The 21,932-nt window shown below is 61.7% G+C and carries 25 protein-coding genes and 1 pseudogene; 11 read left to right on the top strand and 15 right to left on the bottom strand.

Features of this window, described 5'->3' with window-relative positions:
- The first annotated feature begins 165 nt into the window (after positions 1 to 165).
- The gene (locus tag AC1DWZ_RS20265; RefSeq protein ID WP_477170760.1) at positions 166 to 1,056 is read left to right on the top strand and encodes a LysR substrate-binding domain-containing protein; all 891 of its coding nucleotides are present in this window, start codon (positions 166 to 168) and stop codon (positions 1,054 to 1,056) included.
- A gap of 25 nt (positions 1,057 to 1,081) precedes the next feature.
- On the opposite strand, the gene AC1DWZ_RS20270 is transcribed toward AC1DWZ_RS20265, so the two are convergent.
- The 7 genes from AC1DWZ_RS20270 to AC1DWZ_RS20300 all read right to left on the bottom strand — a co-directional run bounded on the left by AC1DWZ_RS20270 (position 1,082) and on the right by AC1DWZ_RS20300 (position 6,106).
- Positions 1,082 to 1,342 (bottom strand): TFIIB-type zinc ribbon-containing protein, encoded by a 261-nt coding sequence (locus tag AC1DWZ_RS20270; RefSeq protein ID WP_477170761.1) that lies wholly within the window; start codon positions 1,340 to 1,342, stop codon positions 1,082 to 1,084.
- A gap of 200 nt (positions 1,343 to 1,542) precedes the next feature.
- A complete protein-coding gene (locus AC1DWZ_RS20275) occupies positions 1,543 to 1,767 on the bottom strand; it encodes a hypothetical protein (protein ID WP_477170762.1) in 225 nt (74 codons plus the stop codon).
- Between the two features lie 78 nt (positions 1,768 to 1,845).
- Positions 1,846 to 2,133, bottom strand: coding sequence for a hypothetical protein (locus AC1DWZ_RS20280; RefSeq protein ID WP_477170763.1), 288 nt, complete (start codon positions 2,131 to 2,133; stop codon positions 1,846 to 1,848).
- A gap of 15 nt (positions 2,134 to 2,148) precedes the next feature.
- Positions 2,149 to 2,952 (bottom strand): hypothetical protein, encoded by an 804-nt coding sequence (locus AC1DWZ_RS20285; RefSeq protein ID WP_477170764.1) that lies wholly within the window; start codon positions 2,950 to 2,952, stop codon positions 2,149 to 2,151.
- A 77-nt stretch (positions 2,953 to 3,029) separates the two neighbouring features.
- Positions 3,030 to 3,674 carry an HdaA/DnaA family protein gene (locus tag AC1DWZ_RS20290; protein WP_477170765.1) on the bottom strand — a complete coding sequence of 215 codons (645 nt, stop codon included), beginning with the start codon at positions 3,672 to 3,674 and terminating at the stop codon, positions 3,030 to 3,032.
- A complete protein-coding gene (locus AC1DWZ_RS20295) occupies positions 3,671 to 4,882 on the bottom strand; it encodes an AI-2E family transporter (RefSeq protein ID WP_477170766.1) in 1,212 nt (403 codons plus the stop codon). Before AC1DWZ_RS20295 ends, AC1DWZ_RS20290 begins: the two co-directional genes overlap by 4 nt.
- Positions 4,883 to 4,957: 75 nt before the next feature.
- The gene (locus AC1DWZ_RS20300) at positions 4,958 to 6,106 is read right to left on the bottom strand and encodes a DUF2066 domain-containing protein (RefSeq protein ID WP_477170767.1); all 1,149 of its coding nucleotides are present in this window, start codon (positions 6,104 to 6,106) and stop codon (positions 4,958 to 4,960) included.
- A 136-nt stretch (positions 6,107 to 6,242) separates the two neighbouring features.
- Here AC1DWZ_RS20300 and purM point away from each other — a divergent pair, with 136 nt between their 5' ends.
- From purM to AC1DWZ_RS20320, 4 genes are all read left to right on the top strand, one after another.
- Positions 6,243 to 7,316 carry a phosphoribosylformylglycinamidine cyclo-ligase gene (gene purM / locus AC1DWZ_RS20305; protein WP_477170916.1) on the top strand — a complete coding sequence of 358 codons (1,074 nt, stop codon included), beginning with the start codon at positions 6,243 to 6,245 and terminating at the stop codon, positions 7,314 to 7,316.
- A 9-nt stretch (positions 7,317 to 7,325) separates the two neighbouring features.
- On the top strand, positions 7,326 to 7,991 hold the full coding sequence (gene purN, locus AC1DWZ_RS20310) for a phosphoribosylglycinamide formyltransferase (RefSeq protein ID WP_477170768.1): 666 nt from the start codon (positions 7,326 to 7,328) through the stop codon (positions 7,989 to 7,991).
- Positions 7,992 to 7,996: 5 nt separating this feature from the next.
- A complete protein-coding gene (locus tag AC1DWZ_RS20315; RefSeq protein WP_477170769.1) occupies positions 7,997 to 9,025 on the top strand; it encodes a ribonuclease T2 family protein in 1,029 nt (342 codons plus the stop codon).
- Between the two features lie 136 nt (positions 9,026 to 9,161).
- On the top strand, positions 9,162 to 9,389 hold the full coding sequence (locus tag AC1DWZ_RS20320) for a hypothetical protein (protein ID WP_298682606.1): 228 nt from the start codon (positions 9,162 to 9,164) through the stop codon (positions 9,387 to 9,389).
- 88 nt (positions 9,390 to 9,477) lie between these two features.
- Here AC1DWZ_RS20320 and ndk read toward each other — a convergent pair whose 3' ends face one another.
- Positions 9,478 to 9,900, bottom strand: coding sequence for a nucleoside-diphosphate kinase (gene ndk, locus AC1DWZ_RS20325; RefSeq protein ID WP_477170770.1), 423 nt, complete (start codon positions 9,898 to 9,900; stop codon positions 9,478 to 9,480).
- A 172-nt stretch (positions 9,901 to 10,072) separates the two neighbouring features.
- On the opposite strand from ndk, the gene AC1DWZ_RS20330 reads away from it, so the two are divergent.
- A complete protein-coding gene (locus AC1DWZ_RS20330; protein WP_477170771.1) occupies positions 10,073 to 11,989 on the top strand; it encodes an ABC-F family ATP-binding cassette domain-containing protein in 1,917 nt (638 codons plus the stop codon).
- A gap of 151 nt (positions 11,990 to 12,140) precedes the next feature.
- Here the strand turns inward: AC1DWZ_RS20330 and AC1DWZ_RS20335 are convergent, their stop codons facing one another.
- The 7 genes from AC1DWZ_RS20335 to fabD form a co-directional block, all read right to left on the bottom strand.
- Complete coding sequence (locus tag AC1DWZ_RS20335; protein ID WP_477170772.1) at positions 12,141 to 13,643, bottom strand: endonuclease/exonuclease/phosphatase family protein; 1,503 nt, start codon at positions 13,641 to 13,643, stop codon at positions 12,141 to 12,143.
- Between the two features lie 232 nt (positions 13,644 to 13,875).
- Complete coding sequence (locus AC1DWZ_RS20340) at positions 13,876 to 14,379, bottom strand: hypothetical protein (protein ID WP_477170773.1); 504 nt, start codon at positions 14,377 to 14,379, stop codon at positions 13,876 to 13,878.
- Complete coding sequence (gene mltG / locus AC1DWZ_RS20345; RefSeq protein ID WP_477170774.1) at positions 14,379 to 15,380, bottom strand: endolytic transglycosylase MltG; 1,002 nt, start codon at positions 15,378 to 15,380, stop codon at positions 14,379 to 14,381. Before mltG ends, AC1DWZ_RS20340 begins: the two co-directional genes overlap by 1 nt.
- 133 nt (positions 15,381 to 15,513) lie before the next feature.
- The gene (fabF, locus tag AC1DWZ_RS20350; RefSeq protein WP_477170775.1) at positions 15,514 to 16,776 is read right to left on the bottom strand and encodes a beta-ketoacyl-ACP synthase II; all 1,263 of its coding nucleotides are present in this window, start codon (positions 16,774 to 16,776) and stop codon (positions 15,514 to 15,516) included.
- A 180-nt stretch (positions 16,777 to 16,956) separates the two neighbouring features.
- The gene (locus tag AC1DWZ_RS20355) at positions 16,957 to 17,193 is read right to left on the bottom strand and encodes an acyl carrier protein (protein WP_133613758.1); all 237 of its coding nucleotides are present in this window, start codon (positions 17,191 to 17,193) and stop codon (positions 16,957 to 16,959) included.
- A gap of 214 nt (positions 17,194 to 17,407) precedes the next feature.
- Entirely contained in the window at positions 17,408 to 18,145 is a 738-nt protein-coding gene (gene fabG / locus AC1DWZ_RS20360) for a 3-oxoacyl-[acyl-carrier-protein] reductase (RefSeq protein WP_477170917.1), read from the bottom strand.
- Positions 18,146 to 18,161: 16 nt separating this feature from the next.
- Entirely contained in the window at positions 18,162 to 19,109 is a 948-nt protein-coding gene (gene fabD, locus AC1DWZ_RS20365) for an ACP S-malonyltransferase (protein ID WP_477170776.1), read from the bottom strand.
- Between the two features lie 179 nt (positions 19,110 to 19,288).
- Here fabD and AC1DWZ_RS20370 point away from each other — a divergent pair, with 179 nt between their 5' ends.
- The 5 genes and pseudogenes from AC1DWZ_RS20370 (at position 19,289) to AC1DWZ_RS20390 (ending at position 21,898) form a co-directional block, all read left to right on the top strand.
- Positions 19,289 to 19,633: a GFA family protein gene (locus tag AC1DWZ_RS20370; protein ID WP_477170777.1), complete on the top strand. Its 345-nt coding sequence runs from the start codon at positions 19,289 to 19,291 to the stop codon at positions 19,631 to 19,633.
- 229 nt (positions 19,634 to 19,862) lie between these two features.
- A complete protein-coding gene (gene rpsF, locus AC1DWZ_RS20375) occupies positions 19,863 to 20,375 on the top strand; it encodes a 30S ribosomal protein S6 (protein WP_477170778.1) in 513 nt (170 codons plus the stop codon).
- Between the two features lie 107 nt (positions 20,376 to 20,482).
- Positions 20,483 to 20,713 (top strand): annotated as a pseudogene (rpsR, locus tag AC1DWZ_RS20380) (30S ribosomal protein S18); the annotation flags it as partial.
- A gap of 13 nt (positions 20,714 to 20,726) precedes the next feature.
- A complete protein-coding gene (gene rplI, locus AC1DWZ_RS20385; protein WP_477170779.1) occupies positions 20,727 to 21,308 on the top strand; it encodes a 50S ribosomal protein L9 in 582 nt (193 codons plus the stop codon).
- A 161-nt stretch (positions 21,309 to 21,469) separates the two neighbouring features.
- Positions 21,470 to 21,898 carry a DUF2946 family protein gene (locus AC1DWZ_RS20390; protein ID WP_477170780.1) on the top strand — a complete coding sequence of 143 codons (429 nt, stop codon included), beginning with the start codon at positions 21,470 to 21,472 and terminating at the stop codon, positions 21,896 to 21,898.
- The last annotated feature ends 34 nt before the right edge of the window (positions 21,899 to 21,932 follow it).

The raw sequence follows: 21,932 nt of genomic DNA on the forward strand, positions 1-21,932 counted from the left end.
GATTCTAATTGCTTATCCGGCAGCAGGGCCGTTTGAAGCGGATATTCGCCCCGCCCCCAACTTCCGGCAAGCGACCCTTCTTCAGCTTTCGGTGAATTAATTTCATGTATTTCACTGCAAAAATGCGATAAATCTGGACTTATGGCGAAACGAAATCTTCCATCGTTGAAATCCCTGCAGGCCTTCGAGGCGGCGGCACGGCATTTATCGTTCCGCGTGGCAGCCGAGGAACTCAGCCTGACGCAATCGGCCATCAGCCATCAGGTGGCAGGGCTGGAGGAGCGGCTGGGTGTGTCGCTGTTCCGGCGGGCAGCAAGACGCGTCGAACTGACCGAGGCCGGCGCCCAGCTCTATCCATATCTGCGCGATGGGTTCGACCGCCTGGCGCAAGGGGTGGGCCTTGTGGACCGGGTGCGCATCTCCGGCGATCTCGTGGTCCAGGTCTACGTCACCGTGGCGGTGCGCTGGCTGTTGCCCAGGCTCCACCAGTTCCAGGCGGGGCACCCCGATATCCTGGTGCGCCTCTCGACCAGCCAATTGGATTGGGAGTTCGACCCCACGACCGGCGATCTCGGCCTTATGTGCAGCCGGACGGCCAACGGCCCCGGCATCCATTACACGCATCTCTTCGACGCCAAGCTGGTCGCGGTCTGCGCGCCGTCTGTCATGCAAGCTGGAATCGGCCTGCGGCAACCGGCCGACCTCGTCAACCACGCCATGCTGCAGGTCTATACCGCCGCCGAGGATTGGCATGACTGGCTGGAAGCGGCGGGCCTCTCCACGCTCAAAGGCCGCGCAGCACCGAAGTTCGACTCATACCTGCTCGCCATCGAAGCCGCGGTCGAAGGCCAGGGCGTCGCCGTGGTGCCGGAATTCATGGTGGCGCCGGACCTGAAAAGCGGCCGCCTGGTGAAACCCTTCGCACAGATCGAGGTGCGCCACGGTGCGCGCTGGTATCTCGCCTGCCTCGAAGAACGCGTCAAGGAACCAAGGATGCAGCATTTCCGCGACTGGCTGGTGGCGGAGATCGCAGGCGATCCGGCGTTTGCGGGGTAGTGCCCCCTCTCCCTAACCCATCATCTCAATCAAACAATTCGCTCAGCCAGGATTTGCGGCTGTGATGCTTGTGCTTGTAATGATCGTCGCGGTCTCGATGCTGATAGGGATCGCGCGCCGGTTCGCGCCTCGGTGCCTCTTGCGGCACATCCTTCTGGCTGCGCTCGATGATCTTGTCCAACTCGCCGCGGTCGAGCCACACGCCACGGCATTTGCTGCAATAGTCGATTTCGATTCCCTGGCGGTCACTCATGACGAGATCTTGATTGCAGGCCGGACATTTCATCAACACATCTCCCTCATATTTTGTCGTCGCGCCCGCATCAAATGGTTTCGCGGATAGTCGGATGCAAGGGCTTCGACCTGCGGCAGATGTCGCAGGTCGAAGCTGACAAAACGCTGACAAGAGCTTTAACTCGGCGCATTGCTCCTGACGGAATGGTTTTAGGCGCGTGACCATCTTGTGTTCGATCGACGTAAGGCGCCTCACAAAACGAACGCGCCCACGCTCAGCGTCAGTTGTTTCGGATGCTTCATCAGGAACCAGGCGATGACATCGTCGATCGGAGCATTTTCGGGCAACTCAAATCGGTTGGCTAGAAGACGGCGCGCTGATTCACGATCAACGTCAACTAGGTTGGGTGAATGACCGAGTCCGTCGACATGCAATAACCGCAAGACGAGATCCAATGATTTGAGTTCCGCAGACAATACTCTCTCCCTGCGCCATCGCTTGGTGATGGTCCTGGCAAAGCGGCCTCATGAGATAGCGGCCGATGCCAAATCGCATTAGTCCTCTCGGAATCGCTTTAACCTCTTCACCATTTTGCCCGAGATCAGGGCGATGCGTCGCGCCATGGCGACGCGCTTCCGATCCGCTTCGGTCGCTTCAGAACATTCGGTCAAGAACCATGACACCAGATCATCGTCGCTCGTCGATTGATCCAAGCCAGAACGACTCAACAGGGTTTGTCGCGTCGCCTCTCGATCCAACTCGCTCAGATAAGGTGATTCACCGAGTTCCTCGACGTGCAACAATCGCAATGCAAGATCTTTGGAACTGAACTTTTCGCTCAAGCTGCCCTCCGACGACTAAAATAGTGGCAGTTCGGGATGGCCAAATGGAACACAAGACTCGTTATAGAGGTTCGCGGCTCTATTGTAGTCCGCCTTTACTGCATCACTTGTGTCGTCAGCTCTACCTGACAAGATATCGGCCCGCACTTGCCTCAGCCCTTCATACATCTCTTTGCAGGCCTCATCCTGCTCCGGGTCCATTGGGCAGTAGTTATCATTGGCTGGTGGCAACAAATTATCAATTGGCGGCAGTATGGTAGCTGCTATTTGCCCAATAGATGTTTGCTCTTCTTTCGCGCGCGACCCTTCGACCAGGTACTTCGATCCCTGTCTATTGCTAGGCAGCGATGCGCTTCTATTGTTCCCTTCTTTTTTGCCGAGAACGTATTGCAACGCCTCTTGCTCACCAGGCAAACTTGCCCCTTGAATCTCGCTTGCTGTTTTTCCTCGCAGACTTGCCGCTTTGATCTTCAGAACATCTGGATCTTCGGTCGTCTTGAAATTGCCCAGCCGAAATTGGCCGTCCGGGCCGCGAAATCCTGAAACGCCGCCTGCCAAACCGGCATGAACGACTGCCTCTGTCCTTTCGTCGGCTGGATTGCCGTAAAGCCAATTGGCATGATGCACGCCCTGTCGATAGGCATCTACAATCCAGGCTCGTTCGTTTGCCGGGGAGTGATACTGAAAGTTCTCTGAACTTACCCACTTTCCATGAGTCAGCTTGGAGGTCGTGCCAGGAGCTGGATTGGCGTCCTTCTCCGAAGACAACTGAGCCAACTCAAACTCTTTTCCTTGTGCGCCAATCCGCTTTTTCATCATCTTCGCCTCCAAAGTAGCAAAAGAGACGATGCTAGCATTTTAGTCCTAAATCTATCAAGAACAAACAAGGAACATTGTCACGCAAGAATCCGCTTTGCCAACGGCACCGTAATTGCCCTCCCCTCCGCCAATGCGGCACGATCGAGGCGGTCGGCGGTTTCGGCCGCTGCGGCGAAGCTGCGTTCGATGTGGCGCAGAAGATAGTCCACCACTTCGGGTGCCACATTGATCTGGCGGTCGGCAAAATGCTTCACCAGCACGGCGCCCAGCAGCGCGTCATCTGGTGCTGCCACCTCGACCGCCGGCAATGCCTTGAGGCGTGAGGCAAGGTCCGGCAATTGCACATCCCAGCGCGCGGGCGCCTCGCGGCTGAGGATGAGCAGAGAACCGCCATCGTTCTTCACGCGGTTGAGCAGGTGAAAGAAATCTGTTTCGCCCAACGACGGTTCATCGAGGATGAGCAGCGGCTTTGCCGGCAAGTCGGGCAGCGATGTCGGCGCTGTGAGGAACAACGCCCCGTCGCCAACCTTTTCCTGCCAGACATGGCCGAGATGCGTCTTGCCGCAGCCGGTTGGCCCATGAACGGCGAGCGTCGGCCCGGGCCAGTTCGGCCAGGCCTCGATCATGGCAAGCGCCGCTTCATTGCTGGCCGAGGTGACGAAGTCCGCTGCCCCCATGGCATTGCGCCCCGGGAGATCGAAGGGCAGTTGCCGACCGCTCATCTTTGACCCACAGGCCCGCTTTGATCTGTAGATCCATCGCCGGTGGCTGGGTCGACCAGATGCGGCGTCTCATCGGCCGGCCCTGCAGCAACCGGCACGACAATCTCGTGATGCCCTTGATAAAGCGGGCTTGAGAGGTACCGGCCGATGCCGAAGCGCACCAGCACACCGATCGCAGCGGCGACCGGAACCGCCAGCAATAAACCGACAAAGCCGAACAGGGCACCGCCCGACAACAGAGCGAAGATGATCCAGACCGGATGCAATCCCACACGGTCGCCGACCAGTTTGGGTGTCAGGAAATTGCCTTCGAGCATCTGGCCGACAAAGAAAATGCCGGCGACGATAGCGGTGCTGTGCCAGCTCTCGAACGTCGCGAGCGCAATCGCCATGGCGATGACAAAGCCCGACATGGCACCGACATAGGGGATGAAGGTCAGAATCCCCGCCATCATACCGATGACCAGGCCGAAGGGCAGGCCGACGATCATCAGCCCGCTGGCGTAATAGACGCCCAGGACCAGGCACACCGTGGCCTGGCCGCGGATAAAGCCGGCCAGCGTGGTATCGATGGCGCGTGCCTGGCTGCGGATCGCCTCAGCATGATCGCGCGGCAGCAGATGATCCATGCGCGCGATGACCAGATCCCAGTCGCGCAGCAGATAGAAGGTTACCACCGGCGTGATGAAAATAAGCGACAGCAGATTGGCAAGCGCCGCCCCACCCGACACCACACCCTGCAAGGTCTGGGTGACAAAGCCGAAGGCCGACCCCAGGCGCGCACGCAACATGCCGCCCAGATCGTCGATGGCTGGCAGATCGAACCGCAGCCGCAGATTTTCGTAAAGCGGCAGCAGACGCTGATGCGCCCGCTCCACCAGATCCGGCAGGCTGGCAATGAAATTGCTCAGCTGGTCGACAAGCAACGGCACGATCAGCAGGAAGGCCAAGACGATGATGAGTACAAAGACGATCGTCACCAAAGCCGTGGCCAGCGTGCGCGAGCAGCCCCATTGTTCAAGCTTGTCGCACACCGGATCGAGGAAATAGGCAACACCCATGCCTGCCACAAAGGGCAACAGCACGGTACGCAGCAGATAGACCAGGATGAGAAAAACGATGAGGGCCGCAAGATAGCTCGGCCAGCGCCGCACGCGTTGCGGCGGCGCCTCGTCGATCTCGATATTGATGTCGCGGATATCGGTCATGTTGCTCGTTCTGTTTGCCCCACACCCCAGCCCCTCGCCCCTCCGGGGCAGGGGCTGGGGTGTGGGGCTCTAAACCTACGGTGTCGGTGTCGCGGTGCTGCTGGCGCCGAGTGTCAACGTCGCCATGCCTTCGCCGCTGGGCACCAGCATGAGATCCGCCTGGGACAGCGCACGAATGAATTGCGCTTCGTCACCGGCATAGGAGATCTCCAGCTCCGCCCCGCTTTTGGCAAGTTCCTTGAGGTTGACGCCCTTGATCAAGCTGACCTGACCGAGGCGCCGCTTGATCGCCACCCATTGCTCGATTCCGGCCAGCGGCACATGGACGGAAACAGTTGCCCGCTGATTGGGATCGACCAGATTGGCATCCTTCCAGGCACCTTCCAGCATGGCCTGGACGGCCGCAACACCCTGCACCAACAGTCCATCGGGATCGGCAGCGTCACCGGTCAGCGTGTCCTTGAAGTTTTCCGCGCCGTCGACGCCGTGGCGCGTGACGTTGAGCGCCAGCGTGCGCTTGCCATCGGCACTGGCCGGGCTCATCTGCGCTTCGGCGACGATCACGTCGCCGGCCTGGTAACGCTCGCCCATGAATTCGAGCTTGGGCTCGTTCCCGCCCAAGGCTTCGGTCGCGGACAGCGTGTTCTGGTCGTCAAGGTCACCACGCGGCACGGCGATCGGCACCAGCGCGTTGCTGGGCGGCCGCGTGGTCCAGGCAGAGAGCCATTGATTGGTCGGACCCCACAGGCCGGTATTGCCGGTTTCGTCGGTGAAGACCGGGATCACCAGCATCTGCTTCGAGCGCGTCTCGGCAAAGGCCACGCCCTGGGCGCCGAGGAATTCCTGGATCGGTGCGGCGGCGAACCGGATCGTATAGCGGCCGACATAGTGCGTCGCCGCCATTTTCTCCTCTTCGATTTCGACATCGGCGACCCAGCCGCCGATTTCGTCATCGGAAGGCAGCTGCAAGCCGGCCACCTGATCGGCCGGGGCGATTTCCGCCAGGATTTTCTTCAAGGCCTCGCGCTGGGCCATCAGCACGGCCTGGTCGCGCAGTGTGGCGGCATCGCCGCTGACATCGACCGGGACGCCGCTCGCGACATAGACGTTCTGCGCCAGCGCCGGAATCGGCAGCAAAAAGCCACCCAAGAGCAGCAGCAGTGCCAGAATATTGTTAATTTTGCCGCGGCCGAAAATGCCGCGGAAGCCGCCCGTTGGGGCCATTGCAAACCACCCTGAAATGCGTATTGTCCGGACCGAGCTTATAGCAAATCTGTGCCCAAGGAAGCCAGAAGCGGCGCCAAAGTGCGGCGCCCGGGCGGCCAGGGCATCAACAAGAATAAGGACTTAAGTGATCACCATGGGCAATGGCATCACCTATCGCGATGCCGGGGTCGATATCGATGCCGGCAATGCCCTGGTCGAGGCGATCAAACCATTGGCAAAGGCCACGGCACGGGCCGGCGCCGATGCGGGTCTGGGCGGATTCGGCGCCTTCTTCGATCCCAAGCGGGCCGGATTCCGCGACCCCATCTTGGTTGCCACCACCGACGGCGTCGGCACCAAGCTGAAGATCGCCATCGAGGCTGGCCAACACGGCACCATCGGCGTCGACCTTGTCGCCATGTGCGTCAACGATCTCGTCGTCCAGGGTGCCGAACCGCTGTTCTTCCTGGACTATTTCGCCACTGGAAAGCTGGACGTCGAGACGGGGCGGCAGATCATCGCCGGCATCGCCGACGGCTGCAAGCAGGCCGGCTGCGCCCTCATCGGCGGCGAGACGGCGGAGATGCCCGGCATGTATGCCAAGGGCGATTACGACCTCGCAGGCTTTGCCGTCGGCGCCGTCGAACGCGAGGCCGCCATCACCGGCAGCAATGTGGCGGAAGGCGATATCGTTCTCGGTCTCGCATCGTCCGGCGTGCATTCCAACGGCTATTCCCTGGTACGCAAGATCGTCGAGGTGAGCGGGCTTGGCTATGAGGCTGAAGCGCCCTTCGCGAAGGGCCAGAGTCTGGGCGAAGCCTTGCTGACGCCCACCAAGATCTATGTCCGTTCCTGCCTTGCCGCCATCCGCGCCGAAAGCTCGAAGCTGGGCGGCGTGAAGGCCTTGGCCCATATCACCGGTGGCGGCCTGCTGGAAAACATCCCGCGCGTCCTGCCCAAGGAATTGGCCTGCAACATTGATGCGGCGAATTGGAGCCTGCCCCCGGTCTTTGCCTGGATGCGCAAGATTGCCGGCACCGACCCACAGGAAATGGCGCGCACCTTCAATTGCGGCATCGGCATGATCCTGGTGGTGGCGCGCGACGATGCCGCCCACATCGCCAAGACCCTGCGCGATGCCGGTGAAACGGTGAGCGAGATCGGCCGCATCAGCACCCGCGCCGCGGGGGCCGCCGGCTGCGAGGTCCGCAACACCGGTCACTGGTAAGCACCCGCGATGTCCCGGCCGAAGCTGAAAGTAGCGATTCTGATTTCGGGCCGGGGCAGTAATCTGCAGGCGCTCATCGACCGATTCGGGCCACAGGTTGCAGACAGTCCGATCGAGATTGCCCTGGTACTCTCCAATCGTCCGGATGCCTTCGGCCTGACGCGCGCCAGCAATGCCGGTATTCCGACGCTCGTGGTCGATCATAAAGCCTATGCCGACCGTGCCGGCTTCGATGGGGCGATGGACAAGGCCATTCGCACCGCAGGTGCCGAATTGGTGGTTCTTGCGGGCTTCCTGCGCCTGCTGACCGATGGCTTCATTGCCGGCTGGCACGACAAACTGGTCAACATCCACCCGGCGCTGCTGCCCTCGTTCAAGGGCCTCGACACCCATCGCCGCGTACTGAAGCGCGGCGCCCGCTTTCATGGCTGCACCGTGCATTTCGTGCGGCCGGACATGGATACAGGCCCGATCATCGCCCAGGCCGTAGTGCCGGTGCGCCCGGACGATACGGAAAACAGCCTCGGTCTGCGTGTGCTGGCGGCCGAACATCGCCTGTATCCGCAAGCATTGCGCCTCATCGCCGAGGGCAAGGTGCGGGTCGAGGATGAACGCGCGATCGTCGACGATACGGCCTTTGCTGGCGGCACCCTCTATAATCCGCTTGGTGCATGAGCATCATGGGCCAGCCCTTCAGCGGCAAGGGTCCTGTTCTTTTCAGCGCCATTCTTTGGATCTTCGCTGCCGTCATTCCACATAGAGCGCAGGCGCAGGCACTCGATCATTACACGCTGATCATGGCTTGGCTGCCCGGGCAATGCCTGGTCGCCCCGGAGCGGCCGTTGTGCGAGAAGCTCACGCTCAAGGACCCGGCCGGCCGCAACCTCACCCTGGTTGGCCTGCGCCCGGATCCGCATCCGGGGTCTGTCCCGATGCGCGATTGCGACCCGATGACAGATGCCTTCAGCACGCCGCTCTTCAGCGGCGAAGCCGATGCCATCGGCATGGAGGCTTGCCGCCTGCCGGAGGTCAAGCTCAGCGACACCCTCGCCGCCTCCTTGAAGACGCTCATGCCGACCACCGCGCAATGCGATGAGCGGCGCTTCTGGGCGAGCTATGGCAGCTGCTCCATGCTGTCGCAGGAACGTTATTTCCAGCGCGCGGTCGACCGGGCGGAGGAGATGCAGCACTCGCTGCTCAACATCGCCATCGCCGGCGCCATCGGCGGACGTATCAAGCGCGATGCCCTGGTCGAAGCTTTCACCCAGCAGTTCGGTGAAGACAGCGCCGGCTCGCTGCAGCTGGTCTGCGGCCGGTCGAAGGAGCGCCATGTGCCGGTGCTGACCGAGATCCGCCTCAGCCTGCGTCAGCAAGGCACCATGCAGACCTTGACCAAGGAGGGGCTGTGGCGCGAAACCGGCAACAGCCCACGGCAGCGCTGCCCGGACGACATTCTCATCGCGGAAGCTGGCCAGCCGGTGCCTGACCCGATCAAGAAGCCGGCCCCGCCGGGCACGGTCGATATCCCGCAAATGCCCAAGATTCCCGAGCCCGCGGCACCAACCATCGCGGCGCCGACGGTGACGGCCCCCACAATTGCCGCCCCGACCGTCACTGAACCAACCGTTGCGAAGCCAGCGGCACCCGACCCGACCAAGCCGCAGCCGATGGACACTGAGCCCATGCAGATTATTCCGCCGGTTCAGTGAAATCTGCACCCGCTCCCCTCAGGGGGAGGAGATCATCTAGCAAATCCCTACAATCCGGGGTACAGCGCCTGATTGCCCTCATCCCGGCAATTCGGTAAAACAGGGCCAAATACCAACCGCCTTGCTGGAGATATCCATGGCCAATCCGACCGGGTCGCTCAACGACCAGATTCTCGCCAACCGTCAGAAGACCTGGAACGGTCTCGGCCGCCTGCTGTTCTGGGGCACGATCTATGCCGTCCTCTTGGCGCTGATCACAGCGCTCCATGCGGTATTCGGCCCGTCCTGGGGCCTCAGCTTCCCGTCCGGCATCGCGATCGTGGTCGGCTTCGGGGTGGTTGTCGCGGCCGCTATGCGCGGCTGACATCCAAGCTTCCGGCATCCAAGCTTCCGGCAAAGAAAAACGGCGCCGCAATCGCTCGCGGCGCCGTTTTCTTTTGGGATACCCCGCTTTAGCCGACGATGTCGGTGCCAGCGAAGAAGTAGGCGATTTCGATAGCGGCGTTCTCGGGGCTGTCCGAACCATGGACCGAATTCGCCTCGATCGATTCCGCAAACTCCTTGCGGATCGTGCCGGCGGCGGCGTTGGCCGGGTTGGTGGCGCCCATGATGTCGCGGTTCTTCAGGACAGCGCCTTCGCCTTCCAGCACTTGGACGACGACCGGGCCGGAGGTCATGAACTTCACCAGATCGCCATAGAACGGGCGAGCGGCGTGGACTTCATAGAACTTCTTGGCCTGGGCCTCGGACATCTGGATGCGGCGCTGGGCGACGATCTTGAGGCCCGCTTCCTCGAACTTGGCGTTGATCTTGCCGGTCAGGTTGCGGCGGGTGGCGTCCGGCTTAATGATCGAGAAAGTACGTTCGATGGCCATGATTTTCCTCATTTCAGTGTTTTGGGCGTCCCAGATATGTCCTGGGAAGTGTGCAGTGCCCCTTGGCGGAATTCGGGCTGGCTTATATACAACTCAGCCGCACTGCACAACTGAACCCGGGAAAGCCCCGGCCTCACTGCCCTGCGTCGTTTAAAAAAGTAGCCAGATCAATATGTTAACTATTTCGAACCTGACCTATCGCATCGCCGGCCGCGAGATCCTGAGCAATGCCAGTGTCTCCGTCTCGGCCGGCCATCATGCCGGATTGGTCGGGCGCAACGGTGCCGGCAAGTCGACTTTGCTGAAATTGATCTCGGGCGACCTCCATATGGATTCCGGCACCATCGACGTGCCGAAGATGTGGCGCATCGGCCGCCTGGAGCAGGAAATGAAGGACCAGGGCCGCAGCCTGGTCGAATGCGTGCTGGCGGCCGACACGGAGCGCACGGCACTGCTGGCGGAGGCCGAGACCGCAACGGATGCCGGCCGGATCGCCGACATCCACGGGCGTCTGGTCGATATCCAGGCCCACAGCGCTGAATCGCGTGCTGCTGAAATCCTCGCCGGTCTCGGTTTCGATTCCGCGGCACAGAACCGACCCTTGAGCGATTTTTCCGGCGGCTGGCAGATGCGCGTGGCCTTGGCGGCACAGCTGTTCTCCGCCCCCGACCTCATGCTGCTCGACGAGCCCACCAACCATCTCGATCTCGAAGCAACCTTGTGGCTGGAGAGCTATCTCAAGAACTATCCCGGCACGATCCTGCTGGTGAGCCATGATCGCGACCTCCTCAACAAGGTCGTCAATCGCACCATCCATCTGTCGCGCGGCGGCATGATTTCATATGCCGGCGGCTATGACGATTTCGAGAACATGCGGCGTTTGCGCATGGAGCAGGACATGGCCATGGCGGCCAAGGTCGACGCCCAGCGCAAGCACATGATGGCCTTCGTCGATCGCTTCCGCTACAAGGCCTCGAAAGCGCGCCAGGCCCAGTCGCGCTTGAAGATGATCGCCAAATTGCAGCCGATCGCCTTGGTCGCGGACGAGAAGGGCATCAACATCTCCTTCCCGCAGCCTGAGGCTCTCGCCCCACCGCTCATCACAATCGACCATGTCTCGGTGGGTTACGAGCCGGGCAAGCCGATCCTCAAGAATCTCGATTTGCGCCTCGATCCCGATGACCGCATCGCGCTTCTGGGGTCGAACGGCAACGGCAAATCGACCTTCATCAAGCTGCTGGCCGGCAGGTTGGCGCCGATGACCGGCGATATGCGCAAATCATCGAAGCTGCGTGTCGGCTATTTCGCCCAGCACCAGACCGATGAGCTGGACCTGGAAGCAACCCCCATCGAGGTAATGGCGCGGGCGGCTCCCGATCTCCTCCCGGACAAGCGCCGCGCACATATCGGGCGTTTCGGCCTGGGGCAGGACCAGGCCAACACCAAGGTCGCCCGTCTCTCCGGCGGCGAGAAGGCGCGTCTGTTGCTGGCGCTCATGAGCCGCCAGGCGCCCAACATCCTGCTGCTCGACGAACCCTCGAACCATCTCGACATCGACAGCCGACAGGCATTGGTCGAGGCGATCAACGAGTTCGAAGGCGCCGTCATCATCATCAGCCACGACCCCAACCTTATCGAGCTCACCGCCGACCGGCTGTGGCTGGTGAAGGATGGGGCGGTGAAGACCTTCGACGGCGACATGGATGATTACCGCCGCCAGATCATCAACGAGCGCCGCGAAAAGCAGCGCAGCGAGAAGCGCGGTGCGCTGCCGGAGAAGGCCTCGGCGCCGAAGGCGGCCGCAGCCCATGCGGCAGCGCCCGTGAAACCGGCGCCCAAGGCACAGGCTCAGCAGCCCAATGGCAAGAAGGTGGCACTCTCGCCGGAGCGCAAGAAAGCGCTCTCCGGTGCCGAGACGGCGATTGCCAAGCTGACCCAGGCCCTCGACATCATCGAGGCCAAACTCTCCAGCCCCGCCCTCTATAACGGCCCCTCGCCCGAACTTGCCACCTGGCAGACCAAGCATGCCGAGGTGAAGAAGAGACTTGCCGAGGCCGAGGAAACCTGGCTGGAACTCAGCGCGGGTTAAGCTCCCACTTGTCCCCTCCCCCTAGAGGGCTAGGGAGGGGGGTTCTCTCCACCGCTTGGCTCTCTCGAGCCCAATCGCACCATACCCCCCGCCCGCGCTATCGCGCGACCTCCCCCTCAAGGGGGGAGGTAAGCTGCTTTCCGTCCGCGCTCTACTTCACCGTAAAGCTCGCACCTGCAAGCCGCATATAGGCGTCGTCGCGCATCAGACGGATGTCATACGCGCCGGCCGGCAGGACATCGCCCAGCATGTCCTTGTCGAGCACCAGCGAGCCGCTGACGCCCGAGTTCACATAGAAGAAATATTGGTAATTGTCCTCGGCCGGATCGTCCTTGGCATAGATGCCGAGCCAATCGAAACGATTGCCGGGCGCATTGGCCCAGCTGACCGTGATGGGGTCGCCGCTGGCGTAAGCGACTTTGTCGGTGGCAATGCTGGGCAGCTTGCCAGGCTCATGCACCCAGAAGGGTGCCCGTGCCAATTCCTTACCATCCTTGTCGACCAGCGCTGCGTCATAGGCACCAGGTACCAGTGTCGCCGACCCGAAGCTCATGAGATTCGCCCGGTCGGTGCCGTTGTTGGTGTAGAGCGTCATAAGCGGTGCGGCGACCTCCCCGCCGGCCTTGAGGATCGCAACGCGGCCATCCTCAAGGCGGCCATCCTCGGTCGTTCCATGGAAGCGGACATCGATGGCCTCGCCGGGTGCCACGCTGCGTTTCATCAACGATACCATCGCTGGCGCCGGACCGGGTGTGACGTCAAGCGTCGCCACCACCGCCCGGTGATCCGATGGCCAGGGCGAGACCGGGATATCAGTGTCCGGCATCGCTGGATCACCCAGGATCTCAGCAGCCTTGGCTGTCACCGGCCCGGTGACTTGGATGAGGTCGATGCGATCAAGCGCCTCGTTGGCATCGAGATGCGGGAACGGATAGCCATAGCTCCAGGTGATGCCGGGCTTGGCCACCGGGTCCGGATAAACCGCGCGATAGGCATCGGTGAAGCCGGCATCGGCCAGCGCCTTTGTTACCGGCCATTCAATAGCCGCCGTGATCTGCGGGCGCTTGCCCACCATCGCAGCGGTCCAATCGAGATGCGAGGGCGCATTGAAATCGCCGACGATTACGACAGGCGTGCCGGCATCGGCCAGCGCCCTCATGGGTACGATATAGGCTTCCATCGCCGGCAGGCGTGTTTCCTTCTCCAGCGCCAGAATCTCCTCAACGCTCTTCCCGTCGCGGAAGGCATAGGGACCATAAGGGTCGGATGGGAGATGCACGTCAGCCACGGCCACGAACTTGCCGGGCATCACTTCGGCAAAGACGTAATTGAGATCGTTGCCGTCAGGACCGATGGCTGTGGGCGGTGCAAACAGCGGCACGCGGGCGAGGATGTTGCGATTGCTTGCGGCATAGGGCCACCCCAAAGCCGCGGCAATTTCCGCCGTGCGGCCTTCGGCTTCCTGCAGGCACACGATGTCGGCACCGGATGCCTTGATGGCCTCTATCACCTTCGCGAAATTGACCTGATCGCCGCCGAGGAAAATGTTGAAGGTCATCACCTTCAAGGGGATCGGCGCATCGGTCGCCGCGGCATAGCCGGGCAGCGCACTGAGCGCGCAAAGAAGAACCAGACGCCGCAGCCAACCCCACATCGTGACCTCCCCCGTTTCTGGATTGATGCCGGGAAGTCTCGATTACTATTTCAATAAAGTCAATTATTTCAGTTTTTTAACAGTCAATATCTGAACTGTCATTCAATATATTTGACGCGAAATCAAGCAGTTGGAAGAAGCAGATGCCGGCTGGCTTAACGGCGGCCCCACGCTCCAATCGTCATGCCCGGGCCTGACGAACTAAAAGAAACGCTAAGAGGGAGCGGGCCCGTCAGCAATCCTGCGCCAGGGTCAGCGATTGATTCTTCATGTCGACACCGAAGGTGCATTCATAGGGCTCGTCCGGGGTCGAACCGTCGCCATTGGCGCCGTAGCAGACGATGCCGTTGCCGAATTTGGAGAGGCGACCCACGCACTCATCTTCGACCGGCTGCATCGGGAAGGCTTCCCACATCTTCTGCGCCGGGGCACCGGTGACGTAGAAGACGGCAACACTCTTGGGCGCCGCATCGTCTTCCGACCCCAGCGGCACCATCATGTCGAACTCGCCCTGCAGCGGTATGATGGTCTGTTCCTGCGCCACGGCAGGTGTGCGGTCGAACGGCCCGAAGAAGGCGACACCACCAGCGAGTGCCGCCACGACGGCGAGGTAGACGGCGCATTGCTTGCCGACATTCAACACCGGCTCCATGCGATGCATCATGGCGGGCGTTGTGGCCGCGTTCGACGTTGTTGAGCTACTATCTGTAACGCTGTTGTCTGGAATGGTCGACATCAGTTGGCCTGCTTGTTCTGTTTCTGGAGTTTGCGCCATTTGGCGACATTCTTGATATGGCCGTCCATAGTTTCGGCAAAGGCGTGACCACCCGTGCCGTCGGCGACGAAATAGAGTTCCTTGGTATTCTTCGGATGCAGCACCGCGGTGAGTGCCGCGACGCCCGGATTGGCAATGGGCGATGGCGGCAGACCGGTGACGACATAAGTATTGTAAGGGCTGTCGAGCTTCAGGTCGGCATAGGTAAGGTCGCGGCCCAAGGGCGCCTTGCCGAGCGTCACGGCATAGATCACGGTCGGATCGGATTGCAGGGACATGCCTTTTTTCAGGCGATTGTGAAACACTGCGGCGACACGCGCACGTTCGTCCTTGAGGCCGGTTTCTTTCTCGACAATCGACGCCAGAATCACAGCCTCCTGCGGCGACTCCAGCTCCACTGCCGGGTCGCGCTTGGCCCAGAGCTGCGCCACTGTCTCGGCCATGTTGGCCTTCATGCGCTCGACCAGCGCGCCGCGGCTGTCGCCACGCACGAAGAAATAGGTTTCCGGCAGCAACGTGCCTTCGCCAGGTGGTGGCGGCAACGGACCTTCGAGCAAGGGTGAGGCAGCCAGCACGTCGAACACTTCGCGCACCGTCCAGCCTTCAGCCAAGGTGATGCGATGGAGCACGGACTTGCCTTCGATCAGCACCTGCATGGCGCCGCGCGGACTGGCTGCGGTCGGAAAGCGGAACTCGCCGGCATGGAGCGGCTGGTCCTTGGAGAAGAATTTGACGCCGAGCTTGAACACCAGCGGATTGTCGATGACGCCTTCTTTGGCGAGGAGATCGGCAATCGCCCCCACCCCACTGCCCTTCGGGATCACCAGCACGGTCTCGTCGCGCAAGGGGCCGCCGGCATTGAAGGCGTTCCAGAACCAGGCTGCCCCACCGCCACCGATCAGCAGGATGATGAACAGGAAGCCGCCGATGATCTCGGCCAGGGTCTTGCCAGAGAGCTTCACGGTGCCGTGCTCACGAGCGGCCCGCCAGGATGATCATGACCAGCACAGCCATCGCCACGATCGGTGCCCCGATCGACATCTGGGCGATGATCTGCTGGACGAACATGGGCGGCGCGGCGCTGCCGGACCTAACTCAGTTCACGCCCGTGAAGATGACGCTGGCGTTGGTGCCACCAAAGCCGAACGAATTCGACAGAGCGGCCCGGATCTTACGCGGCTTTGCCTGCTTGGCGGCAAGGTCAAGGTCGCAGCCCTCGGAAGGATTGGTGAGGTTGAGGGTCGGCGGCGCCACCTGGTCACGGATGGCGAGGATCGAGAAGATCGCCTCGACGGCACCAGCGGCACCCAGCAGATGCCCGGTCGCCGATTTGGTCGAGGACATGGTGAGCTTATAGGCATGATCGCCGAACATCCGCTTCACCGCACCCAGTTCGATCTCGTCGCCAATCGGCGTCGAGGTGCCATGAGCATTGATGTAGTCGATGTCTTCGGGATTGAGCTGGGCCCGCTTCAGCGCCGCCTTCATGGCGCGGAAGCCGCCATTGCCGTCCTCGGCCGGGGCCGTGATGTGATGGGCATCGCCTGACATGCCATAGCCGATCACCTCGGCATAGATCTTGGCGCCGCGCTTTTTGGCGTGTTCATATTCCTCGAGCACCACCATGCCAGCACCTTCGCCCATGACGAAGCCATCGCGGTCCTTGTCCCAGGGGCGCGATGCCGCCGTGGGATCGTCATTGAACGAGGTCGACATGGCACGCGCGGCACAGAAGCCGGCAAAGCCGATGCGGCCGATGGTGGCTTCGGCGCCGCCAGCGACCATGACGTCGGCATCATCCAGCATGATCATGCGCGCGGCATCGCCAATGGCATGGCTGCCGGTGGCACAGGCTGTCACCACGGAATGATTGGGACCGCGGAAGCCGTATTTGATCGAGACGTGACCGGAAACAAGATTGATGAGACAGGATGGCACGAAGAACGGGCTGACGCGGCGCGGGCCCCTTTCCTTGAGGATGATCGCTGTGTCGTAGATACCATTGAGGCCGCCGATGCCGGAACCGATGAGCACGCCGGTGCGATCGAGATCTTCCTGTTCAGTAGGTGCCCAGCCGCTATCGGCCACCGCTTCGGTGGCGGCAGCCACACCCATGATGATGAACGGCTCCATCTTCTTCTGGTCTTTGGTGGAGACATATTCGTCCGGGTTGTAATTACCGAACGCCTTGTCGCCGAGCGGGACCTGGCCGGCCACTTTGCAGGGCAGGTCGGAGACGTCGAAGCTCTGGATTCCGCTGATGCCGGATTCAGCTTTCAGCAGCCGCTTCCACACATGTTCCACACCAACACCCAGGGGCGATACGATGCCCATTCCGGTGACGACCACGCGACGCATGATGTCCTCGCTCACTCTTTGCCGTTGACTGCACATAACCCTAGCCGGCGACCAAGCAACTCATCGTACCGGCTAGAAATCGTTTGGGCCCCGAATCCGGGGCCCGCACGGGAATTCCTAAACGCCCCAATCGACACGCCAGACCAATTGCCGGGTCAACCGCATCGGCTGGAGATAACCTTAGGCAGACTTCGACTTGATGTAGTCGATGGCGTCTTTCACGGTCAGGATCTTTTCAGCCGCGTCGTCGGGGATTTCGCAACCGAATTCCTCTTCGAAGGCCATGACCAGCTCGACCGTATCGAGGCTGTCCGCGCCCAGATCGTCGATGAAATTCGCACCTTCGGTGACCTTGGCTTCTTCCACGCCGAGGTGCTCGATCACGATCTTCTTCACGCGCTCAGCAACATCGCTCATCTCTGTCTTCCCTTGTTTGAGCCGGCCATTGATCCTGGCCGACGGTCCTTGCAGTTATTACCCGAATTCCGCACCCGAATATTGGTTCCGTCACGCCCAGGAACCAATGGAGTCAGGTGAATCAAATGGCTTCAGTCAGCGGTCACTTAACACAACTCTGCGGGACTTGACCAGTAGCGCCCGCACGAGAGAACCCGATCACATAAAAATGTAATCAGATCATGGCCATACCGCCATTCACATGGAGCGTCTGGCCAGTCACATAGCCACCTTCGTTGCTGGCCAGATAGACCACCGCAGCGGCGATATCGGTGCTTTGCCCCATGCGCCCCATCGGGATCTTGGGCAGCAATTGGCTGTGCTGCTCGTCATTGAGGGCGCCGGTCATGGCCGTTTCGATGAAACCCGGGGCGACACAATTGACCGTAATGCTGCGCGAGGCCAGCTCCTGCGCCAGCGCCTTCGACATGCCGATCATGCCGGCCTTGGCCGCCGCGTAATTGGCCTGGCCGGGATTGCCGGTGACGCCGACGATCGAGGTGATGCCGATGATGCGGCCGAAGCGGCGCTTCATCATGCCGCGCATGGCAGCGCGCGCGAGGCGGAAACCGGCGGTGAGGTTGACGTCCAGCACCTTCTGCCATTCCTCATCCTTCATGCGCATGGCGAGATTGTCGCGCGTGAGGCCGGCATTGTTGACCAGGATGTCGAGCTTGCCCATGGCAGCTTCGGCATCCTTCACCAGCGCTTCGGTGGACGCCACATCAGAAAGATCGGCCACCAGCACATGGATACGTTCCTTGAGCTCGGCAGCGACCGCTTCCAGCGCCTCGCGGCGCGTGCCGGACAAGGCCACCGTCGCACCCTGCGCGTGCAGCGCCTTGGCGATGGCACCGCCGATGCCACCGGAAGCGCCGGTCACCAGCGCGGTCTTGCCGGAGAGATCGAACATCATGAGTTTGGCTCCCTTAGGTCAGGCTCTTGAGGGCAGTTTCGATATCGGCTGGCTGGCCGACCGACTGGCTTTCGATTTCCTTGTCGATGCGCTTCACCAATCCACTCAGCACCTTGCCCGCCCCAAGCTCAAAGACATGCGAAACGCCCAAGGATTTCATGGTCTGCACGCATTCGCGCCAGCGCACGGTGCCGGTCACCTGGCTCACCAGCAATTGGCGAATGGTGGCGGGATCGGAAACAGGCTGCGCCGTTACGTTGGCGATCACCGGCACGGCCGGCATGACGATATTGGTCTTTGCCAGAGCTTCCGCCATGGCATCGGCGGCCGGCTGCATCAACGGGCAATGGAAGGGTGCCGACACCGGCAGCATGACCGACCGCTTGGCACCGGCTTCCAGCGCCAAGGCACCGGCACGCTCCACAGCAGCTAGGGCGCCGGAGACGACGACCTGGCTTGGATCATTGTCATTGGCAACGGCGCAGACGAGGCCCGTCTCCTTGGCCGCTTCCGCCGCCACCTTCTGGGCACGCTCGAGATCGAAATTGAGAAGGGCCGCCATGGCGCCCTCGCCCACCGGAACGGCCTTCTGCATTGCCTGGCCGCGCAGCTTCAAAAGACGCGCCGTGTCGGCCAGCGTGAAAGCACCGGCAGCAGCCAGCGCCGAATATTCGCCCAGACTATGGCCAGCGACGTAAGCGGCCTTGTCGGCGAGACGGAAGCCGCCCTCAGTCTCCAGCACACGCAGGACCGCGAGCGAGACCGCCATCAGGGCCGGCTGGGCATTTTCCGTGAGGGTGAGGTCCGATTCCGGTCCTTCGAACATCAGCTTGGAGAGTTTCTGCCCCAGCGCCTCGTCGACTTCCTCGAACACCAGGCGGGCCGATCCGAATGCCTCGGCCAGAGCCTTGCCCATACCGACGGCCTGCGACCCCTGGCCCGGAAACACGAAAGCGCGCATGAAAGTCCCTCCCATGAAGAGTGCCGGGCTTAGACCCCAAACGGCACCCTGCCGTCAACCCGGAACGGATCGACCCGGCCAGGAACGCCATACCGGGAACGTTATAGTCGACCGGCAAGTTAATGCTTATGACGGGCTCATGCCTATGTCGGGCACGTTAGATCTTCAGGAGGGAATCCATGCAAAAGGGCAGCTGCCATTGCGGCCAGGTGAAATTCGAGGTCGAGGGGACCTATGGCGACGTCATTGAGTGCAATTGTTCGCATTGCAGCCGCAAGGGCTATCTGTTGTGGTTCGTGCCCAGGGATAAGCTGCGCCTTGGCTCACCGGAAGTGCAATTGGGCACCTATAAGTTCAATAAGCATGTGATCGACCACCATTTTTGCCCGACCTGCGGCTGCGCGCCCTTCGGCTTTGGGGTGGCGCCGGACGGGTCGGCCACGGCTGCCGTCAATGTCCGCTGCCTGGAGGGGATCGATCTCACAGCGTTGAAGCGGATTCCCTATGACGGACGGAGCGCATAGGCCCCGGATTCCGCCCAAACCCTTGCATTTCCTGCGCCCCTGTGTATAACCCGCCCGTCCATAGCCCTGCCGACCCTCCGTCACTCTTCTGAGTGCCACCCGCTGACGGTGTGAGGGGATCGGCTAGGTCCGTGAAATGATTGGATTTTCCAGTCAGATCAGCTGATGCGTTGCCGATGGTCGGCAAACCAGCAGCGGGCCGCTAAGAGCCAGAGGGAGTGTTCCTTAAATGCCGTTCTACGAGAACGTCTTTATTGCGCGCCAGGACGTCACTGCCCAGCAGGTTGACGTGTTGGCCGAAACCTTCACCGGCATCGTGACCGCCCAGGGCGGCCAGGTGTTGAAGAAGGAATATTGGGGCCTGAAGGGTCTCACCTACCGCATCAACAAGAACCGCAAGGGCCATTACGTGCTCTTGAACATCGAAGCCCCGGCCAGTGCCATCGCCGAAGTTGAGCGCAACATGCGCCTCAATGAAGACGTGCTGCGCTACCTGACCGTGCGCGTCGATGAGCTCGAAGCCGGTCCCAGCGCCATGCTGCAGTCCAAGGGTCGTGATCGCGAAGGCCGTGAAGGTGGTCGCGAAGGCGGTCGTGAGGGTGGCCGTGGCTTTGGTGGCGGTCGTGACCGCGACGATCGTCTGCGTCCCGGTCGCGAAGGTGGCCGCGAGGGTGGTTTTGGTGGCCGTGACCGTGGCGAACGCCCGGCTGCCGCTGCCGAAGGTGAAGGAGACCGTTCATGAGCGAGTTTGATCGTGGCGGCCGCGAAGGCGGAGCCCGTGACGGTGGTCGCGAAGGCGGCCGCGATGGCGGTCGTGAGGGTGGCCGCGAAGGTGGTCGTGGCGGCGCCGCTGGCGGCCGTCGTCCCTTCTTCCGTCGCCGCAAATCGTGCCCGTTCTCGGGCCCCCAGGCACCGAAGATCGATTACAAGGATGTGAAGCTGCTTGGCCGCTTCGTGTCCGAACGCGGCAAGATCGTGCCGAGCCGCATCACCGCGGTCAGCAACAAGAAGCAGCGTCTGCTCGCCCAGGCGATCAAGCGCGCCCGCTTCCTTGGCCTGCTGCCCTACGTGCTGAAGTAAGGAGATTAGGATCATGGAAATCATCCTGCTCCAACGCGTCGAAAAGCTGGGTCACATCGGCGACATCGTCAATGTGAAGCCGGGTTTCGCCCGCAACTTCCTGCTGCCGCAGAAGAAGGCGCTCCGCGCCACCGAAGAGAACAAGAAGCGTTTCGAGACGCAGCGCGCGCAGATCGAAGCCAACAATCTGAAGCTCAAAGAAGAAGCGCAGAAGATTGCCGGCAAGGTCGACGGGCTGAAGGTGGTCCTCATCCGCCAGGCCTCGGAAACCGGCATCCTGTTCGGGTCGGTCTCTGGCCGCGACATCGCCGAAGGCGTCACCAAGGCCGGCTTCACCGTCGACCGCCGTCAGGTGGTCCTCGACAAGCCGATCAAGACCTTGGGTCTGCACCCGGTGCGTGTTGCCCTGCACCCTGAAGTCGTCGTCACCGTCACCGCGAACGTCGCGAAGTCGGAAGACGAAGCCATTGGGCAGGAAAAGGCCGGCGGTTACGTCGCCAAGAACGAGGACGACGATACCCCCGATCTCGACAAGCTGCTGGCCGAGGCTGCCGAAGCCACGGGCGAAAGCACGTCGGAAGAAGCCGAAGCCTAAAATCAGATCTTCAGGATCTGGTTGCCGCTACCAGAAACGGCCGTCCTTCGGGACGGCCGTTTTTCTTTGCGCGCCAACCTTGGACACCACGGCAAAGGGCCGCATCTCACCTTGCTTGTAGGCATCGGCATTGGGGCAGTAGGATGACGGCGAGGCGACAGATGACAGATTGCGTCACCATTCCTGCCGGCCGTGTGCCGGCCACTGCCACCCGCCGCTGGATTGTCCTGGCGGCGGGGCTGATGGCGTTGTGGTTGCAGTTGACGGCACAGGTCCTGCCGCCAGACGCCATGCAGAACGCCATGCGCGTGGCCGCGCTCACCAGCGAGGAAGCGCAGAGTTTCGCAGGTACTTGCCTCGGCTTCGGCCCGCGCAGCGATGGGCAACCGGCCAAACCCGGCAATCATGCGAGCTGTCCGGTTTGTTTCGCGCTGGCACAGACGCAGGGCCTCGCCCCTGCGCCCATCGATCTACCGGCGACGGTCGCTTGGGCGACGCTCGCCTTGGCTCGGAAACCGGCCACCTCGCCCGCCTGGTCGCCAGCCACGGCGGCTTTCGCCTCGCGCGCACCGCCGGTCTCCCTCAGTTGATTTAAGCCGCCGGCCGCGAATAATCGGCGCGGGC

The organism is Dongia sp. P2_B8, assembly GCF_056404715.1.

Excerpts from the sequence above, each read along its gene's own strand:
- AC1DWZ_RS20270 (WP_477170761.1), bottom strand. The coding sequence starts at position 1,342 with ATGAAATGTCCGGCCTGCAATCAAGATCTCGTCATGAGTGACCGCCAG.
- AC1DWZ_RS20285 (WP_477170764.1), bottom strand. The coding sequence starts at position 2,952 with ATGATGAAAAAGCGGATTGGCGCACAAGGAAAAGAGTTTGAGTTGGCT.
- AC1DWZ_RS20290 (WP_477170765.1), bottom strand. The coding sequence starts at position 3,674 with ATGAGCGGTCGGCAACTGCCCTTCGATCTCCCGGGGCGCAATGCCATG.
- AC1DWZ_RS20295 (WP_477170766.1), bottom strand. The coding sequence starts at position 4,882 with ATGACCGATATCCGCGACATCAATATCGAGATCGACGAGGCGCCGCCG.
- AC1DWZ_RS20300 (WP_477170767.1), bottom strand. The coding sequence starts at position 6,106 with ATGGCCCCAACGGGCGGCTTCCGCGGCATTTTCGGCCGCGGCAAAATT.
- purM (WP_477170916.1), top strand. The coding sequence starts at position 6,243 with ATGGGCAATGGCATCACCTATCGCGATGCCGGGGTCGATATCGATGCC.
- purN (WP_477170768.1), top strand. The coding sequence starts at position 7,326 with ATGTCCCGGCCGAAGCTGAAAGTAGCGATTCTGATTTCGGGCCGGGGC.
- AC1DWZ_RS20315 (WP_477170769.1), top strand. The coding sequence starts at position 7,997 with ATGGGCCAGCCCTTCAGCGGCAAGGGTCCTGTTCTTTTCAGCGCCATT.
- AC1DWZ_RS20320 (WP_298682606.1), top strand. The coding sequence starts at position 9,162 with ATGGCCAATCCGACCGGGTCGCTCAACGACCAGATTCTCGCCAACCGT.
- ndk (WP_477170770.1), bottom strand. The coding sequence starts at position 9,900 with ATGGCCATCGAACGTACTTTCTCGATCATTAAGCCGGACGCCACCCGC.
- AC1DWZ_RS20330 (WP_477170771.1), top strand. The coding sequence starts at position 10,073 with ATGTTAACTATTTCGAACCTGACCTATCGCATCGCCGGCCGCGAGATC.
- AC1DWZ_RS20335 (WP_477170772.1), bottom strand. The coding sequence starts at position 13,643 with ATGTGGGGTTGGCTGCGGCGTCTGGTTCTTCTTTGCGCGCTCAGTGCG.
- AC1DWZ_RS20340 (WP_477170773.1), bottom strand. The coding sequence starts at position 14,379 with ATGTCGACCATTCCAGACAACAGCGTTACAGATAGTAGCTCAACAACG.
- fabF (WP_477170775.1), bottom strand. The coding sequence starts at position 16,776 with ATGCGTCGCGTGGTCGTCACCGGAATGGGCATCGTATCGCCCCTGGGT.
- AC1DWZ_RS20355 (WP_133613758.1), bottom strand. The coding sequence starts at position 17,193 with ATGAGCGATGTTGCTGAGCGCGTGAAGAAGATCGTGATCGAGCACCTC.
- fabG (WP_477170917.1), bottom strand. The coding sequence starts at position 18,145 with ATGTTCGATCTCTCCGGCAAGACCGCGCTGGTGACCGGCGCTTCCGGT.
- fabD (WP_477170776.1), bottom strand. The coding sequence starts at position 19,109 with ATGCGCGCTTTCGTGTTTCCGGGCCAGGGGTCGCAGGCCGTCGGTATG.
- AC1DWZ_RS20370 (WP_477170777.1), top strand. The coding sequence starts at position 19,289 with ATGCAAAAGGGCAGCTGCCATTGCGGCCAGGTGAAATTCGAGGTCGAG.
- rpsF (WP_477170778.1), top strand. The coding sequence starts at position 19,863 with ATGCCGTTCTACGAGAACGTCTTTATTGCGCGCCAGGACGTCACTGCC.
- rplI (WP_477170779.1), top strand. The coding sequence starts at position 20,727 with ATGGAAATCATCCTGCTCCAACGCGTCGAAAAGCTGGGTCACATCGGC.
- AC1DWZ_RS20390 (WP_477170780.1), top strand. The coding sequence starts at position 21,470 with ATGACAGATTGCGTCACCATTCCTGCCGGCCGTGTGCCGGCCACTGCC.